This is a genomic window from Photobacterium sp. CCB-ST2H9, from assembly GCF_023151555.2.
Lineage (GTDB): Bacteria > Pseudomonadota > Gammaproteobacteria > Enterobacterales > Vibrionaceae > Photobacterium.
In genome coordinates this window covers 1,114,537-1,129,322 of record NZ_CP100425.1, presented here as the reverse complement: position 1 = coordinate 1,129,322, position 14,786 = coordinate 1,114,537, and the positions used below count along the sequence as shown (strand labels likewise).

Here is a 14,786-nt window from a genome sequence, read left to right as displayed (position 1 = left end):
TGATCGTCAGGAACTGGAAGGTGCGCTGGCTTGCTGGATCAGATGGGTAATAGCAGCCCCCTGCTGCAAATGCTGCAATAACAATTGGGCTGCGCGCTGACCCGCATCGAAGTAACCCGGGTCAATGCTGAACGTGTTGGAAAACATAAAACTCAGCAGATCCGTTGCCCCCACGCCAGAGACAATCACCTCTGTCCGCTGAATTTCCTGAAGTCGCTTGGCGACGCCCATCGCCAGTGTGTCACTGGCACAGACAATGGCCTGCGTCTGCGCATTCAGGACTTTATCCGTCAGCTTGTAGGCACTGTCGTAACTGAGTTCGCCTGTCTGATAACAGGGCTCAATCTGACGCTCCCGGCAGGCGGCCAGATAAGCATCCAGACGAAACTGTCCTGTGGTCCGGTCGGCGGGATCCACACCGATATAACTGATTTGTTTCAGCCCCTGCTCAGCCAGCTGCTGCATCGCCAGACGGATCATCCCCTGATTGTCGTAACTGACGGATGAAACCGAATCGGTATCGACGGCAATCACCACAGCACGCTGTGCAAACCCATTCAGGATCGTGTCGTCAAAACCCGAAAAGCCAAAGACGATCACCCCATCCACATTGCGCTTTTCCAGCACGGCAAGATGCTCGCGGGTTTTCTCAGCGCTGAACTGGCTTTCCATGATCACTGCATCATAACCGGCCGCATAGATCACGGCCAGAATGCCTCGGACCGCTTTATTTTCAGACGGTGAATCGAGTCGCGACACTACCACGCCAATCACTTTGCTGGAGCCTCCACGCATCGACTGCGCTGATTTCGACGGCACATAGCCTGAATCACGAATGACTTCTTCGACTTTTTTACGGGTCGCAGGTTTGACCCGGGGATCTTGCGTCAGCACCCGGGAAACAGTGGATTTACCCACGCCGGCCAGCTTCGCTATATCAAGAATGGTGAGTTTCTGTGCCATAGAATATTTTCGTGCGCCATGCAAAAGGCTTTGTCTGTCAACGCCGTATTGTCACTGTCTTGCCAGTGACCTGCAACAGTACCTTACAGAAAAAATGCAACAAATTGACAGGATGCCAACAAAAACTCCTGAGATAACCGATACTTTTTTTAAGTGCTTGAAAAAAGTTTTCCATGCACCCATATAAAATAAAAGCTTACTCCGAAGCAGGTACCGGCCGTTTTCTGTTCCCTCATTTTTGCCGGTATCAGCCGAAGCACAAAAGGATAATTATGATTACTCATGTTGGCATTATTGATCAGGACCCGGTCCGCTTGATCACCCCGCTTTTAGACCACGGTGTTCCTGCCGGGAAAATGATCTTTATTGGTACCGAATCACAGCGGGAAACTTTTGAGCGACTGAGCTCCATTCTGACACCCCGCGATATCCAGACCGAATTTTTTACGATTCCCGACTCTATCAATATCACAACGATTCGCAGCCGATTGAATGAACTGGCTGCCCGCCTGAAAGAAAGCGGCTGCGAAGTCTGGTTCAATGCCAGCTGCGGTCTGCGCCACCGGTTGCTGTCTGCCTATGAGGTTTTCCGCAGTTATCAGTGGCCCATTTATGTGATTGAGCCTTTCAGCGATGAAATGTGCTGGCTGTTCCCGTCAGACCGGGAACAACAACAGGTCGAAGACCGGATTCAGTTAACCGACTATCTGACCATTTTCGGTGCACGGGCAGAACTTCCGGAAACCATGGTCCCGGAAGCACTGAACCAGCAACTGTGGGATTTAGGACAGCGCTGGGCCAGTTCGGCACTGGAACTCGGACCGGGTCTGGCAACCCTGAACTATCTGGCGACCACCTGCCGGAAAGAACAGAAACTGGACGTCGAACTGAGCGAAAAACAGCAAGGTTACAAAGAACTTGCCCAGCTGATCAATGACCTGCAGGAAACTGGACTGGCGAGCTACGACAAGGGTGTCCTGACGTTCAAACACGAAGAAGCCCGACGGTTTGCCAACGGCGAATGGCTGGAGAACCTGGTCCACAGTACGGTAAGAGCCATTCAGAGCAAACTGCCGACCATTCAGGATCACTCACTTGGTGTTCAGGTTTACCGTCAGATTGGCGACCGTGAAGTCCGGAACGAACTGGATGTCGCAACCGTGGTGAACAACAAACTGCACATCATTGAATGTAAAACCAAGGGCATGCGCGACGACGGTGATGATACCCTGTATAAACTGGAATCGCTGCGTGATTTGCTCGGTGGCCTGCAAGCCAGGGCAATGCTGGTCAGCTTCCGTCCGCTGCGTCATCACGATCTGGTCCGTGCTGAAGATCTGGGACTGGCCATTATCGGCCCTGAACAGCTGGGCGATCTGGAACAACATCTGCACACCTGGTTCAAAGCTGCAGGTGGTCAGGCCAACCGAATGCTGTAATCACTTTCAGTCCAGATCAAAAAAACCGATGCCCAGGCATCGGTTTTTTGTTTCAGCTCTAAATCAATTCAGAACAATTATTTTTTCAGCATACGACGGGCAGCATCAACCACAACGCGAATCGCGCGGGCTTCTGTCTCTTTCAGTGTCGCGTGATCAGGCGTTTCTTTCTGTGTACGGTTGATAATCACACCCGCCACACAGCCTGCACGCAGACCTGAACTTGCACACATGGTCAGCAAGGTTGCTGATTCCATTTCAAAGTTCAGTACACCCATGTCCTGCCATTCTTTCATAGAGCCCTGGAAGCGGCGAACAACACGGCCAGAGAATGTGTCGTAACGCTCCTGACCTGGGTAGAAGGTGTCACTAGAAGCAGTCACGCCCGTGTGGACAGCAGTATCTTCTGCATCACAGGCTTCTTTCATTGCCGTTGCAACTTCAAAGTCAGCAACCGCCGGGAATTCCATTGGCGCAAAATGCAGGCTGGCACCATCCAGACGAACTGAACCTGTGGTCACAATCATGTCGCCAACATTAATGTTTGGCTGAATTGCACCTGTTGTCCCGACACGCAGGAAGGTACGCACACCCAGTTGCGCCAGCTCTTCAACAGCAATCGACGTAGACGGGCCACCGATACCGGTAGAACACACAACAACAGACTGGCCATCCAGCTTCGCACGGTACAGGGTGTACTCACGAGCACTGTTCAGAAATTCTGGCTCATCCATCAGGTTCGCGATTTTTTCAACACGAGCCGGATCGCCTGGAATGATGGCAATCTCAGCACCCTGAAGGTCAGATTTCGTAACACCCAGATGGAAAACAGCGTTCTCAGACATAATTCTATCCTTTATTGTGTGGCTCACTCTGTGGTGGCCTGGATCTTATTCAACAACTTGAACTCTCGAATACCCGCTAACCATAGCCCATTGCCGCACCAACATTATTGATGGTGATCACAACAATATGACAGCAAAATGTAACCGAAATCGAAAAAGAGATCATAGATCACATTGTGAATGTAAAAGTGGGGTAAGTTTCATCAACTATCTGTGCATCAGCAACCGTTACACTCACCCGCAACATGCTGAGCCATACTGCTGAATGCCGAATGTTTTCCCGGCCCCTTTGGTGTTTTTTCCGCTGTTTTCAGGCTGTTTTTTTCCGATTAGGCCACTGAAAACAAAGAACTCATTTTGAGTAAAGTTCATCCAGCATCAAATAATGTCACTCATTGTAATTTACATTCGAGAAACACTTGATTAAGTTATGCGTTTAGTATCACAAGTGTAGTTTATTACTGCTTCAGGCAGTCACTGTTTTTGCCCGCAAAATTCAGGTTGTTTCTTCAACTTTGTGAAAAATATTTTCATGATGGAAACGATGTGACGCCAGCCGGTGCTGAATCAACAAACACAAGTACATTGAAACGGGTAAATCCGATGTGGAATGAAATAAATAAGCTTCCCAAATTCATTTGGGTGCTGCTTTTTGGTGTCTTCGTGACACGGGGCAGCTTTTATATGGTATGGCCGTATATATCGATCATCCTGATTCAGAAACACCACCTTTCCGCGAGTGAAGTCGGTACGTTTTTATCAATCGCAGGCATTATTTCTGTCTGCCTTGGGCTGATTGTTGGTGTTATTTCTGATTTCATCGGAAGAAAATTAATTTTATTACTCAGCGGAATCCTGAACATCATTGCGTTTTGCATGTTAGCTGTTTTCGACTCTGTATGGGGATATCTGATTGCGATTGGACTTTCATCCATTGGCCGTGCAATGTGGGAACCCACCATTTCCGCATTATTCAGCGATGTTATCCATGATAAAAATAAAAGAGAGTTTGCTTTCCATATTCGCTATTTTGCCATCAATATCGGCAGTGCAATCGGACCGTTAACCGGAGTGTGGCTGAGTATCGCGGGAGAACCTTCGAACTTTTTCATCACCGCGTTTTCATATCTGATTTTTCTCATCGCGATGTGTTTATGTTGGATGAATGCCCCTCAAGAAGAAAATATAAAATCGGAGAAAATTCATCACTCCCGTCAGCCACCGTTACGAGAAATATTCAAATCGCTCTGGCATGATAAATTATTATTGCTCATAATCATTTCAAACATCATCATACTCTTTATTTATGGTCAGCAAGACTCGACTTTAATTCAGTACCTGACCATTGAAAATGCAGACAACCTGATGTCTTTAGTTTCTATGATGGTCGCAGCGAATTCATTCGTTACCATTGCATTCCAGTTTATTTTCATGAAAAAGCTTGCGTCACTCTCGATCCATCTGAAAATGATCATTGGGATTGTTTTCTTCGCATTCGCTCAAATACTCTGTGCGTACAATTCGGTGACAATGTACTGGGGATGGATTGCCGTCGCTGTCACCATGAGCTTTGGCCAGACCATCATCTTCCCGCTCATGACGATTCAGATCGATAACATCGCACCTGCACACCTGAAAGGCACCTACTATGGGGCAGCCGCCCTGAACGCTCTGGGCTATGTTTGCGCGCCTTACATCGGCGGAATCATGCTGGATCACTGGGGAGGACCGGCTGTTTTTCAGATCATGAGTGGTTTATGCGGCCTGGTTATTCTGCTCTTCATCTGTTTAGACAAAAAACAACGCGCAACAATCGCAGTGTAACCCTCTCAGGTTTGAGGTTTTATTATTTCCCCTTAGCACCGGACAATCACATGCTGAAACTGTCGGATTGATACAAACGACAGCTGTCCGGAGAGCCGAACTCCGGACAGCTGGTTGGTTCCATTGAGCAGGCTGAATTCAGCCATCACGCCTGGGAGCACTCGTGAATACTCATTCTTTCGGGGCCGGCTTAAACCTTAACAGCCGCAGCGCATTCACCGTCACTAACGCGGTTGCCCCGCTGTCTGCCAGTACAGCCAGCCAAAGGCCGGTCCAGCCGAACAAGGTCGTCACGAGGAAGATCAGCTTCAGCCCCAGGGCCAGCGTAATATTCTGGCGAATATTGGCCAGTGTTTTACGGGACAGACTGATCATCTCGGGCAGTTCACTCAGGCGGTTATGCGTCAGCGCTGCATCTGCGGTTTCCAAAGCAACATCCGTACCGCTGCCCATGGCGACGCCGACATGTGCCATCTTCATGGCTGGGGCATCATTAATGCCGTCGCCCACCATTGCCACCCGCTGATGGTGACTCCACTCAGCCACTTCTCTGACTTTATCTTCCGGCATGAGCCCGGCTCTGAAATCCACCCCCACTTCAGCGGCAATCGCCCGGGCGGCAAGCATGTTGTCCCCGGTCAGCATCAAGGACTTCACGCCCATCGCGGCCAGCTGCTTCACGGCATCCATGGCATCCTCACGCAGATTATCCCGCCAGGCAATCAGTCCGACAGGCACCTGATCGCGCAGTACAACCACCAGCGTTTTCCCTTCATCACCCAGTCGCGCGATATCGTCGAGATGTGACTGGGATAACATGATGTCATCATCCAGACGATCCGGTGCCAGCAGCTGAATGGTGTGGCCGTTCACAATCCCCTGAATACCTCGACCCGGCAGTGCCTTGCGATTTTCTGCGGCAATCACAGGCACACTGTTTTGTTGTGCTTTCTCGATCACGGCATTCGCGAGCGGGTGCAAAGACCCCGTTTCCACGGCTGCCGCCTGCGCCAGCACATCAGAGGTTTCTCCCTTCCAGGCAAGGATATCAGTGACATGAGGTCTGCCCTGAGTCAGGGTACCGGTTTTATCAAATGCCACCACCTGAGCCTGCCCTAACTGCTCCAGAGCTGCCCCGCCTTTGATCAAAGCACCACGTCGTGCCGCTGCGGCAAGCCCCGACGTGATTGCAGCCGGTGTGGAGATCACTAAAGCACAAGGGCAGGCAATCAACAGTAAAGTCAGACCCTTATACAGCCATTCATCCCAGGACTGTCCCAGGAACAGTGTCGGGATCAGCACAATCAGGGTTGCCAGCACAATCATCGCCGGCGTATACCAGCGGCTGAAACGGTCAATAAAACGTTCGATCGGTGCTTTACTGGCTTCTGCATTTTCAATCAGATGCAATATACGGTCGATGGCGTTCTCGCCCGGTTCAGAGACAACTTTCAGGCGAACCAGATGCTCCACCGACAAGGAACCCGCCAGCACGGTTTCTCCTGAAAAACGCTCCACCGGTACGGATTCTCCGGTCATCGCACTCTCATCAAAACTGGCCGCCTGATCCATCAAGACCGCATCCGCAGGTAATCTTGCTCCAGGTGCAACTTCTATCACGTCACCCGGCTGCAGCTGATCTGCCGCGACGTCCTGAATCGTGCCGTCAGCATTGACCCGTTTTGCAGTTTCCGGCACCAATGCCATCAGTGCCTTCACACCGCTGCGAGCGCGGGAGGCCGCATAACCTTCCAACTGCTCACCCAGCAGGAACAAGAGCAACACCATTGCCGCTTCAGCCGTTTCCCCGAGATACAGCGCACCGACAGCTGCCACACTCATCAGAGTTTCAATTGAGAAAGGAGAACCATTTTTTGCCAGTTGAAAGGCTTTACGCAAAATCGGCGCTAATCCCACCAGGGTAGTGGCCGTAAATGCCGCCAGGCCAAACAACTCAGACTGTGTCGAAATCAGATAGGAAAGAACAACCAGTACCGTCGTCAGAATCAACATACCGTATGTTTTCAGAATACTTCCCGATTCAGCCTCTTTCTCCTGCGGCCGCAACAAAGGAAATCCGGTAGCTTTTGCTACCGCTTCAACATCCGCCATCAGGCTGGCAGATGCCCCTGACACAAGCAGTTTTTCCGTGGCGAAAGCAACAGAGACATGTCTGACACCTTCGACCGAACGAACGGCTTTTTCAAGTTTCCCGGCACAGCTCGGACAGTCCATGCCCTGAATTTGCCAGCTCAATTGCAGATCTGAGCCTGATGGGATGTCATCAAAGGCTGATGTCTCGGCAGCGTCATCCGTAATACGTTCGAAGCGAAGGTCCGGACTCAAAATAGCTGAGTCTGGTGCTAAACGGGCGGGTTTGAGATGGTTGATTCTAGACAGTGACGAAACTTTCGGTTCAGTCACTCGAACAGGCTGATGCTGACTGGGACCTCTGGCGGGGTCACTGTCCTCAGCATCACCTGAGCCACAGGCTCCGCCGCAACAGTCGTCCGTCCCGGCAGACACTGAGGTGCTGCTTGAGACTGCTGATGCAGAGGCCATTCCTTGCTCAATGCGGACACTGGTTTTGTTACCTGCAGGCTTGACGCTGTGAACATGCATTTTTTTGTTATTACATTGATGACACATGCTTTTCTCCTTCAAAGACTCAATGCTGGTTTGTGTTAACTTCACTATAAACCTTGGAGGCGACTCCAAGGTCAAGTCTGTTTTTTCTCTGAAGTTATGTGCACGGCTATTTCCGGCCGAAGACACAAAAGGCGCCCGGAGGCGCTTTTTATTTAAGCTTAAAAGGTTGATTTAAAAGGATTTAATTCCAGATGTGTCCACAAATCGCCCACAGTTAGCCTTGTTACTTAGTCTTAAGAGTCTTGTAAACCTTCAACAAACTACATTGGGTTACTCTTACTCGACCGAATCAGAGCCGAGGTGTAATCAATTAAGCTCTGGTAGGGATATTTTTAGGGTCTAGGTTCATGCATTTTATCTCCCATATAAAACAGCCCATAAAGTGTTGCTGTCAATAACTGCCAAAAAAACAAAAAGAAAAATCCTATCCCGATCCAGTAAACAACATCATTGTTGAAATTGAAATTTGATGAAAGAGCTATTTTAGATAGCACAATAAGCGATATACTCTCACTTGTTAAAAATGCAAAAAGTAGACATAGGTATCTTCTTCTTGTTAATTTTATTGTTTCTTCTCCACCTCTCATCAATGTCTTTATTTCAGGAGCTGGTTCTGGCAAGCTTAGATCCATATCAGCTCTATTAAATGTTGCAACTGCCGCTAACGCTGCAATATAAAATCCCGGCAAGTTTCCCACAAAAGATATTAGTTCCAATATTAAGCTAGAATTATTTCGATAAATATCATTCAACCCAATAAAGTAGTATCCATAAACCAAAGAAATCAACGATAGAGTTATTGGAATATACCAATCATATACCACTTTTGCTTTGTGACTAATTTCAAGATAAGAAAAAGGCCTAAGCAATTGATAGGCAATATATTTAAGCCTCATTACACTACCCCTACTGATAATGCATCTGGACCTAAATCTAGGTCATCTATGTCGCCAACAGCCACATCTATTTCACCAATCAATAGTTCTTTTGCTTTTCTAATTAATTCAAAATTAAACTGACCATTAATTGATGTATTTAACTCAGAACTAAAACCTGTTAACACACATCTTTTTATAAACTTTCTCTCATCTAATAACCCACCTGAAGCAGGATCAACATTTAAAGTATATGAATTTTCATCTTGATCTTTAAACTGAACTTTCAACACATCACACTTTTCATTAAAAGAATAATTTCTAACTCTTTCGAGATATGTGTAATTGTCAACATCAGCCACTCCTTTAGACACTGAAAACGCTAATTCTTTTCTTATCGGTTTTACTATGTTTGTTGAATCAATAGATTTGTCAACTTCAAATTTAGTTATTGCAAACAATCCTGAAATTTTCCCTTCTCTTAAAGATTTTTTAAAATCTTCCCCCGGATGACCCGTAGCACTCAACTTTGAATATGTCTTCATCATAACTGGCTGACCTTTTGAATCAAAGGAACCATCAGGATGAGTTTGCAAAAAATGTTTCTCATATTTCAATGCAGTATCTTTTAGAAATCGATTCAGCGCTGAAATCAATAGATTCATGGAGGCATTAGGAGTATCTTCAACTATACAAGGGTACATATGAGGAACATTTGGGTCTGAATTTAAGGATATTATAACATGAGCAGAAAACTCACTCTTTTCATCCTCATACCTTATAGCTTGGCGTACTCTTTTTGTTTTCAAGTTTCGATAAGTCTGTTTAGCAGCTTTATCGTCCATTATCAAAAATAGCAATGTAACCATGTCCTTATCAAAACTTATTGCATCAAGCCATACAGAAATTCTTTTACTTTTCACTTCATATTCAAGTGGACCAGTGCGAAAATTTGATATCCTAAGTTTCTGAAGTTGCAGGAACAACGTTTTCAAATCCAAAGGTTCAGCCACATTAACTTTTCTTTTCCGTGAGTAACCTTTAACTGTAACATCCCAAAACGAGACTGTTCGTCTATCACTCTGCTGAAGAAAGCTCATCCTTGCCTCCACACTTCACCGATTTTTAATTATATTAAAACATACATTATGAGAGTGGGCTTAGTTGATATCAAATTATTAGATTTTAGTTAGCATTTATCTAAAAATGATGCCCGCAATTACTAACGGGCTGTGTCTTTACTTACGTGCTTTTTTCCGCTTAACCGTCGCATTCTTCGCTTTCACCACCCTGCCCCCTTTCGCGAAGCGGTAGCCTTTCTTCAGTGTGCCGTTACTTTTTAGTCCTGTCTTAGCCATTCTTTTTCCCCAGTTGTACGTTCGTTTCCAATATTGTTAAGCGCTTGTCCTGCTTGTACAGGACGATGAGCAGCGCGATCATGGTGGGCGGTAAGCCCATTGCCGTTAGTTGTTGCAGTATTTCTATCAAGTCGGTTTCCCTCTGAATTTGTTTGAGAAGAATTCCAGCAGGTAGCGCACCATAGAGCGCATCCCCAGTACATCCACGACGATGGCCCCGACGACGTACCAGTAAGGCTCAGGGATACTTCGCAGCGCCTGAAAGCCTGCATCCACGTACACCGCATAATCCGGCACGAAGCACAGCACCAAGGGCGTGAACACAACCAGCAGGATGAATTCATCTTTCCAGCCCCGGCTCTTGAGACTCAGCTCATCCAGATTGGCCGCCTGCTCGTCGCCGTACTCCAGCCGCTTGAGCCGGGCGGCGTGCTTGGCCTGCTCAAGCTCGTCTTTACGCTTCAGGGCCTCCGCCTTGTTCTGGCTGTGCTGCTGCCAAGCTGCCACGCCACCCGTGATGAGGCTCATCAATGCACCCAGCATTACGCGGCCTGAATGCCAGCCTTCAGCACCCGGTCGCTGTAGGGCTGCATGCCGTTTTCATGGCGGATAATCAGGGGCACTAAGGCCATGGTTTCCGCCTCTGACAGCGACATATCCGGAGACACACCCAGCGCCCCGGCGACGTGGTTCACATAGGCCGTGGTGTCATTCTCCACAGGCGGCGCCCAGCGGTTGATAATGCCCCGCACCGTCGTCAGGCCGTGACGGTTGCGGTAGGTCTTCAGCGTCCGGGCCAGTGCCCGGATGCCGTTCTGTGGTGAATCGAAAATCACAAAGCGACCATCGCTGCCGACCCGGCCCTGCCATGCGGTGCCGTTGTCCTCGATGTTGCCCGGATTGTTGTTACGAATGCCGCGCGGCTTATAAAACGTCATGGTTCCCATCCCCAGTAGAATCAAACTCAGTATCAATAGGATCTTGCTGTTGCTCATTGCGTGCTGCTTCCTCTGCTGCTTCCTGTTCGGCTATGGCCGCGACATAGCGTGTGTGCTCGTCAATCAGCCACGCATAGGCCGCATCAAACACGGCGCTGTTAATGGTCTGGTTCGGGCGGTTATCGGTGTATTCGATATGACCCAGCCCGGTCAGGGTGTTGTAATCAATCGCCCACTCGCCCTGGCGCATGGCAAAGCCGCCCATCTGACCGAGGAACGCGGGCACGCCATCAATGACGATGAGCTGATCCTGTGTAATTGCTGTAATTCTCATAACTTCATAATCCAGATGACGGCCACCGACTGCTGACGCACGTCGACGTTGCCGTGGTTGTGAGACTGCCCGCCGCCCGGTGTGCTCACTTGGGTACTGGCATTGTGCAGCCGTAAACCCAGTGTCCGGGGCGATGAACGCCCGGTCTCCGCGTACACACTCCAGCCGTTATTCGGGATCGACCGATTGGCAACCCCCGCATTGGTGATGCCGGAGATTTGAAAGTTACTGGTGCGCTGATAGGTCATGGACGAGCTGGGCAACTGGGTGGATGACAGGGTGTGATTTCCTGTCGCCCGGCTGTCCGCCCCAAAAGTCTGGTTCGGGCTGTAAGCCCGGCCCGCCCCGACGACCGCCCGGTCGCACATATCCGGTGTCCCGTTTTCACCGTCACAGAGCACCCAGCCCAGCGGGATAGATTCAAGCGTGCCGTTATGAATCTTGATATCGCCGCTTTTCCAGCTCCCGCCGCTGCCACCGTGTAACCTAGCCATGGTGCACCTCCGCCAGTGTCCGGACAGTGGCCCCTTCCACCGCATAGGCGAACACCGCCGCCCCGGTCTCCAGCGTCATGGACTCCCCCGCGGCGATATAAATCCCGCTCTGGTTGTCCACGCCTTCCCCGCCGATATACAAGCCCCGGTCGGTCTGAACCAGCACCGACTGACGCTTGCTGTCTGCGTCAATCAGTTGGGTACTGGCCGCCGGGTCTAACGTGGTTGCGGCACTGACCAGCCTGTCACTGCTCGCTACCGCAACCAGCCCACTGACCTGCTGCACCTTTGGCAGATTCCCAATATCCACCTGACCGCTGACGGTTTGCACGTCGGGAAGATTGGTGATTGCCACCTCCCCTTGCACCGCCTGCACATCCGGCAAATTGCCTACGATGACCTTTCCGCTCACAGGCTGCACCGCGGGCCAGTTCCCAACGGACACCGGGGCTGAAAACGACACGGGCACCGTCTGCTGAATGGCATCGACCGTCACGGGTTCGCGAATGCTGTGCACTTCCACCGCGCCGCTGATTGCCACCGCGTCAGACTGGGTGTTCACCGGGATATCAGTCAGCTGATACTTGAGGGTGACCGCTGCCTGATGATGGTTGTACAGCTCGATGGTCTCGAAGCCACCCAGCGGCACCACATCATTTTTCTTCAGCTCGGTGCCCACTTCCCGGTTCTGGGTTTTCGCCAGCAAGGTGACGGTGTGGGAGCAGTCACGAATGAGCAGGTACTGACTGACAGCCGAGATAATTTTCTCTCCGGCCTGTAGCTGTACTTCGATGATTTTCTGTGTCTGATACATCCGTTACCTCTTGAGCAAAACAACCAGCAGCACCAAGCCAATGACCGCCGCAAAGGCCATCATGACGCGGGTGTTCAGTTGCCCGATATCACTGGCGCCCCCGGTGTTCGCGCTGGCGTTGATACTGTTCGCCAGCTGCATGGACTGTGTCGCCAGATTGCTCTGGTTGGATGCCATGCCGCCGAGGGAATTCAGCGCCCCGTTGAAGGTTTCCAGCCCGAAAGTGAAGGCATCATTCAACGCGGAGCTGTTCGCCGCCAACGCATTCGAGCCAAGGGTCATGGCATCACTGGCCATTTCCCCCGCCGCTTCCATGGCACCGTGATCCGTCATGGTCAAGGTGCCACTGATACCGCTGAGCATCATCCCGCTGTTGTCACCGCTCACGCCCATGCTGTTGGAGGTGTTGGTGCTCTGGTTAATGTTCTGGTTGGTACTCTTTTTTGAACTGAGGAGACCCATATCAGCGCCCCTTCATGTAGAAAAACAGCAGCACCATGGCGGCAATCGCGACCACAATTAGGGTGTAGTTCGTGGACTTGGCCCCGAAGGTCACGCCCCCCGCCTCAAAGTTCATTTCAACCGGGCCGTTGGTCGTAGTCATCGGCCCGCTGTCACTTACCGACTCCAGCGCACCAAACGCCCCGGACATATCCATGCCGGGAAAGCCCATACTGGCCCCGGCGGCCGTCCCGGCCAGACTGGCTAAACCGCCTCCTGAAGATGCATCACTCACAACACCCCCTTCTTACGAAAATAAATAAACGCCAGTACCAGCACGATGACCCCCACGGCCACAACACCTGCACTCAAGTACTTGGTTCCGTCGGCGGCGGTATACCCGAGGGAGCCCCCCACAAGGGCACCGCTGCCCCACAACACCCCACCGCCGATTAATAAAGGGACTAATGGCATGTCTACCTCCGCATAATCAGAACGATGACCAACAGCAGGACAACCGCCCCGCCGATGATCCAGCCATAAGACATTGACTGGGGTTGGGGCTGGGTAATTTTGGCCGTATTGCCCGTCTCGTTTGCAACCGGGTCTTGGGTGCTGTTCGGGGTCGGTTTGCTGGCAAGGTATTCATTCCACCAATTGCCCGCAAAGTCCGTCGTGTCGTCCCATGCACCGCCCAGCATTTCACTGCCCTTATCGACAGCATTATTCAGCCAATCCAGCATTCAGCCCCCTTAGCCCGCGACCTGTGCCGCCGTGCGCTCAACGTCCAGATATTCCGTAATCACGGTCACGCTGCCCGCAGGCTTGCTGGTCTTGAAGGTGAACAGCAGCTCTTTGGCCCGTGCCGTCGGGAACATTTCATTGCGGATGAAACCGCGCATCAGAAAGTCCAGATGGAACATGCCCTGCTGCCACATCAGATCATTACGGTTCGCCATGTAGCACTCACGCCATGCGGTGGTCTCATAGGCCACGTTGTCATCGCGCTTGATTTCCAGCTCTTCGATGGCGTCGGTCATGAAGTGCATGCGGCGAATGCTGCGCTTCATGTCGTTCGGCAGGGTGTTAAAGGTGTTGGTGCCCTGCGCTGGCATATCAATCTGCAAGCGCTCGATACGCGGCAGGTACATGCGTACCGCCTGCGGGGTGTTCACCTCAGCGATCACTTCGAGGGTCGGCATTTCCGGGTCGCCGTCCTGCTTCGCGCCGATATCCACTTGAATCTGAAGGGACTCGCCCAGCATGGTGACCAGTGAGGTCAGTTGCTGGCCGTCTTTCAGCTTCAGGGACAGGTCGGCAAAAGACACGATGAAGACCTGCTCACCCTGCGGTGCAAGGGCTGCGGGAACGTCCATCTGCTTGTACTGCTCCAGCGTCTGGAAGAAGGTCGCCGGAATACCGCTGATAAAGGCGTTACTGTTCAGGCGAAACGTGATTTCCAGCCGTTCAAGGGGCAGGTTGGTGTTAAACATGAACGCATCAAACGTCTGTCCTGTCGGCACCGTCAGCGTTGAGCGACCGTTATAGGTCACGCCGCTGAAGCTCGACAGCTTCAGTTTCTTGACCCCTTGGTATTTGTAATTGGCAATAGCTTGCGCCTGCGCTTCTGGCGTTACTGCAACAACACTCATGATTAAAACCACCCGTTACCGTAGATTGTTTCTTTGATTTTTTTCAGACTGGAGACGTTGTTGATCACTGCGATAATCACCAGCGTGACCAGTACTGTCATCAGCAACACTTTGTGCTCTTTTTTCATAGCGTTCCTTTGTGTGGTTGGAAGATAGCGCC

18 protein-coding genes are annotated in these 14,786 nt (G+C 50.6%); 2 read left to right on the top strand and 16 right to left on the bottom strand.

Annotation, left to right across the window (positions count from 1 at the left end):
- Nucleotides 1–6: 6 nt before the first annotated feature.
- Nucleotides 7–963: a trehalose operon repressor TreR gene (treR, locus tag L4174_RS05485; RefSeq protein WP_248139374.1), complete on the bottom strand. Its 957-nt coding sequence runs from the start codon at nucleotides 961–963 to the stop codon at nucleotides 7–9.
- 272 nt (nucleotides 964–1,235) lie between these two features.
- On the opposite strand from treR, the gene L4174_RS05480 reads away from it, so the two are divergent.
- A complete protein-coding gene (locus tag L4174_RS05480) occupies nucleotides 1,236–2,402 on the top strand; it encodes a Card1-like endonuclease domain-containing protein (RefSeq protein ID WP_248139372.1) in 1,167 nt (388 codons plus the stop codon).
- A gap of 77 nt (nucleotides 2,403–2,479) precedes the next feature.
- On the opposite strand, the gene udp is transcribed toward L4174_RS05480, so the two are convergent.
- Complete coding sequence (gene udp, locus L4174_RS05475) at nucleotides 2,480–3,247, bottom strand: uridine phosphorylase (RefSeq protein WP_248139371.1); 768 nt, start codon at nucleotides 3,245–3,247, stop codon at nucleotides 2,480–2,482.
- 546 nt (nucleotides 3,248–3,793) lie between these two features.
- Between udp and L4174_RS05470 the strand changes: the two genes are divergently transcribed.
- Nucleotides 3,794–5,071, top strand: a complete 1,278-nt coding sequence (locus tag L4174_RS05470; RefSeq protein ID WP_248139369.1) for an MFS transporter — start codon at nucleotides 3,794–3,796, stop codon at nucleotides 5,069–5,071.
- Between the two features lie 171 nt (nucleotides 5,072–5,242).
- On the opposite strand, the gene L4174_RS05465 is transcribed toward L4174_RS05470, so the two are convergent.
- The 14 genes from L4174_RS05465 to L4174_RS24030 form a co-directional block, all read right to left on the bottom strand.
- Nucleotides 5,243–7,720 carry a zinc/cadmium/mercury/lead-transporting ATPase gene (locus L4174_RS05465; protein ID WP_248139368.1) on the bottom strand — a complete coding sequence of 826 codons (2,478 nt, stop codon included), beginning with the start codon at nucleotides 7,718–7,720 and terminating at the stop codon, nucleotides 5,243–5,245.
- Between the two features lie 332 nt (nucleotides 7,721–8,052).
- The gene (locus L4174_RS05460; RefSeq protein ID WP_248139366.1) at nucleotides 8,053–8,616 is read right to left on the bottom strand and encodes a hypothetical protein; all 564 of its coding nucleotides are present in this window, start codon (nucleotides 8,614–8,616) and stop codon (nucleotides 8,053–8,055) included.
- Nucleotides 8,616–9,695, bottom strand: a complete 1,080-nt coding sequence (locus L4174_RS05455; protein WP_248139364.1) for a hypothetical protein — start codon at nucleotides 9,693–9,695, stop codon at nucleotides 8,616–8,618. Before L4174_RS05455 ends, L4174_RS05460 begins: the two co-directional genes overlap by 1 nt.
- 384 nt (nucleotides 9,696–10,079) lie before the next feature.
- Entirely contained in the window at nucleotides 10,080–10,496 is a 417-nt protein-coding gene (locus L4174_RS05450; protein WP_248139363.1) for a hypothetical protein, read from the bottom strand.
- A complete protein-coding gene (locus L4174_RS05445; protein WP_254589123.1) occupies nucleotides 10,496–10,927 on the bottom strand; it encodes a structural protein in 432 nt (143 codons plus the stop codon). Before L4174_RS05445 ends, L4174_RS05450 begins: the two co-directional genes overlap by 1 nt.
- The gene (locus L4174_RS05440; RefSeq protein ID WP_254589122.1) at nucleotides 10,878–11,225 is read right to left on the bottom strand and encodes a hypothetical protein; all 348 of its coding nucleotides are present in this window, start codon (nucleotides 11,223–11,225) and stop codon (nucleotides 10,878–10,880) included. Before L4174_RS05440 ends, L4174_RS05445 begins: the two co-directional genes overlap by 50 nt.
- Nucleotides 11,222–11,719: a hypothetical protein gene (locus tag L4174_RS05435; protein WP_254589121.1), complete on the bottom strand. Its 498-nt coding sequence runs from the start codon at nucleotides 11,717–11,719 to the stop codon at nucleotides 11,222–11,224. Before L4174_RS05435 ends, L4174_RS05440 begins: the two co-directional genes overlap by 4 nt.
- Nucleotides 11,712–12,533: a hypothetical protein gene (locus L4174_RS05430; RefSeq protein ID WP_254589120.1), complete on the bottom strand. Its 822-nt coding sequence runs from the start codon at nucleotides 12,531–12,533 to the stop codon at nucleotides 11,712–11,714. Before L4174_RS05430 ends, L4174_RS05435 begins: the two co-directional genes overlap by 8 nt.
- Nucleotides 12,534–12,536: 3 nt before the next feature.
- Nucleotides 12,537–12,995, bottom strand: a complete 459-nt coding sequence (locus L4174_RS05425) for a hypothetical protein (protein WP_254589091.1) — start codon at nucleotides 12,993–12,995, stop codon at nucleotides 12,537–12,539.
- Nucleotide 12,996: 1 nt separating this feature from the next.
- Complete coding sequence (locus L4174_RS05420; protein WP_254589092.1) at nucleotides 12,997–13,269, bottom strand: hypothetical protein; 273 nt, start codon at nucleotides 13,267–13,269, stop codon at nucleotides 12,997–12,999.
- Nucleotides 13,266–13,448 carry a hypothetical protein gene (locus L4174_RS05415; protein WP_254589093.1) on the bottom strand — a complete coding sequence of 61 codons (183 nt, stop codon included), beginning with the start codon at nucleotides 13,446–13,448 and terminating at the stop codon, nucleotides 13,266–13,268. The genes L4174_RS05420 and L4174_RS05415 overlap by 4 nt, the downstream gene beginning before the upstream one ends.
- A 2-nt stretch (nucleotides 13,449–13,450) precedes the next feature.
- Entirely contained in the window at nucleotides 13,451–13,717 is a 267-nt protein-coding gene (locus tag L4174_RS05410) for a hypothetical protein (protein WP_254589094.1), read from the bottom strand.
- Between the two features lie 9 nt (nucleotides 13,718–13,726).
- Complete coding sequence (locus L4174_RS05405; protein WP_254589119.1) at nucleotides 13,727–14,638, bottom strand: major capsid protein P2; 912 nt, start codon at nucleotides 14,636–14,638, stop codon at nucleotides 13,727–13,729.
- Nucleotides 14,629–14,754: a hypothetical protein gene (locus tag L4174_RS24030; protein ID WP_256549311.1), complete on the bottom strand. Its 126-nt coding sequence runs from the start codon at nucleotides 14,752–14,754 to the stop codon at nucleotides 14,629–14,631. The genes L4174_RS05405 and L4174_RS24030 overlap by 10 nt, the downstream gene beginning before the upstream one ends.
- Nucleotides 14,755–14,786 lie beyond the last annotated feature (32 nt).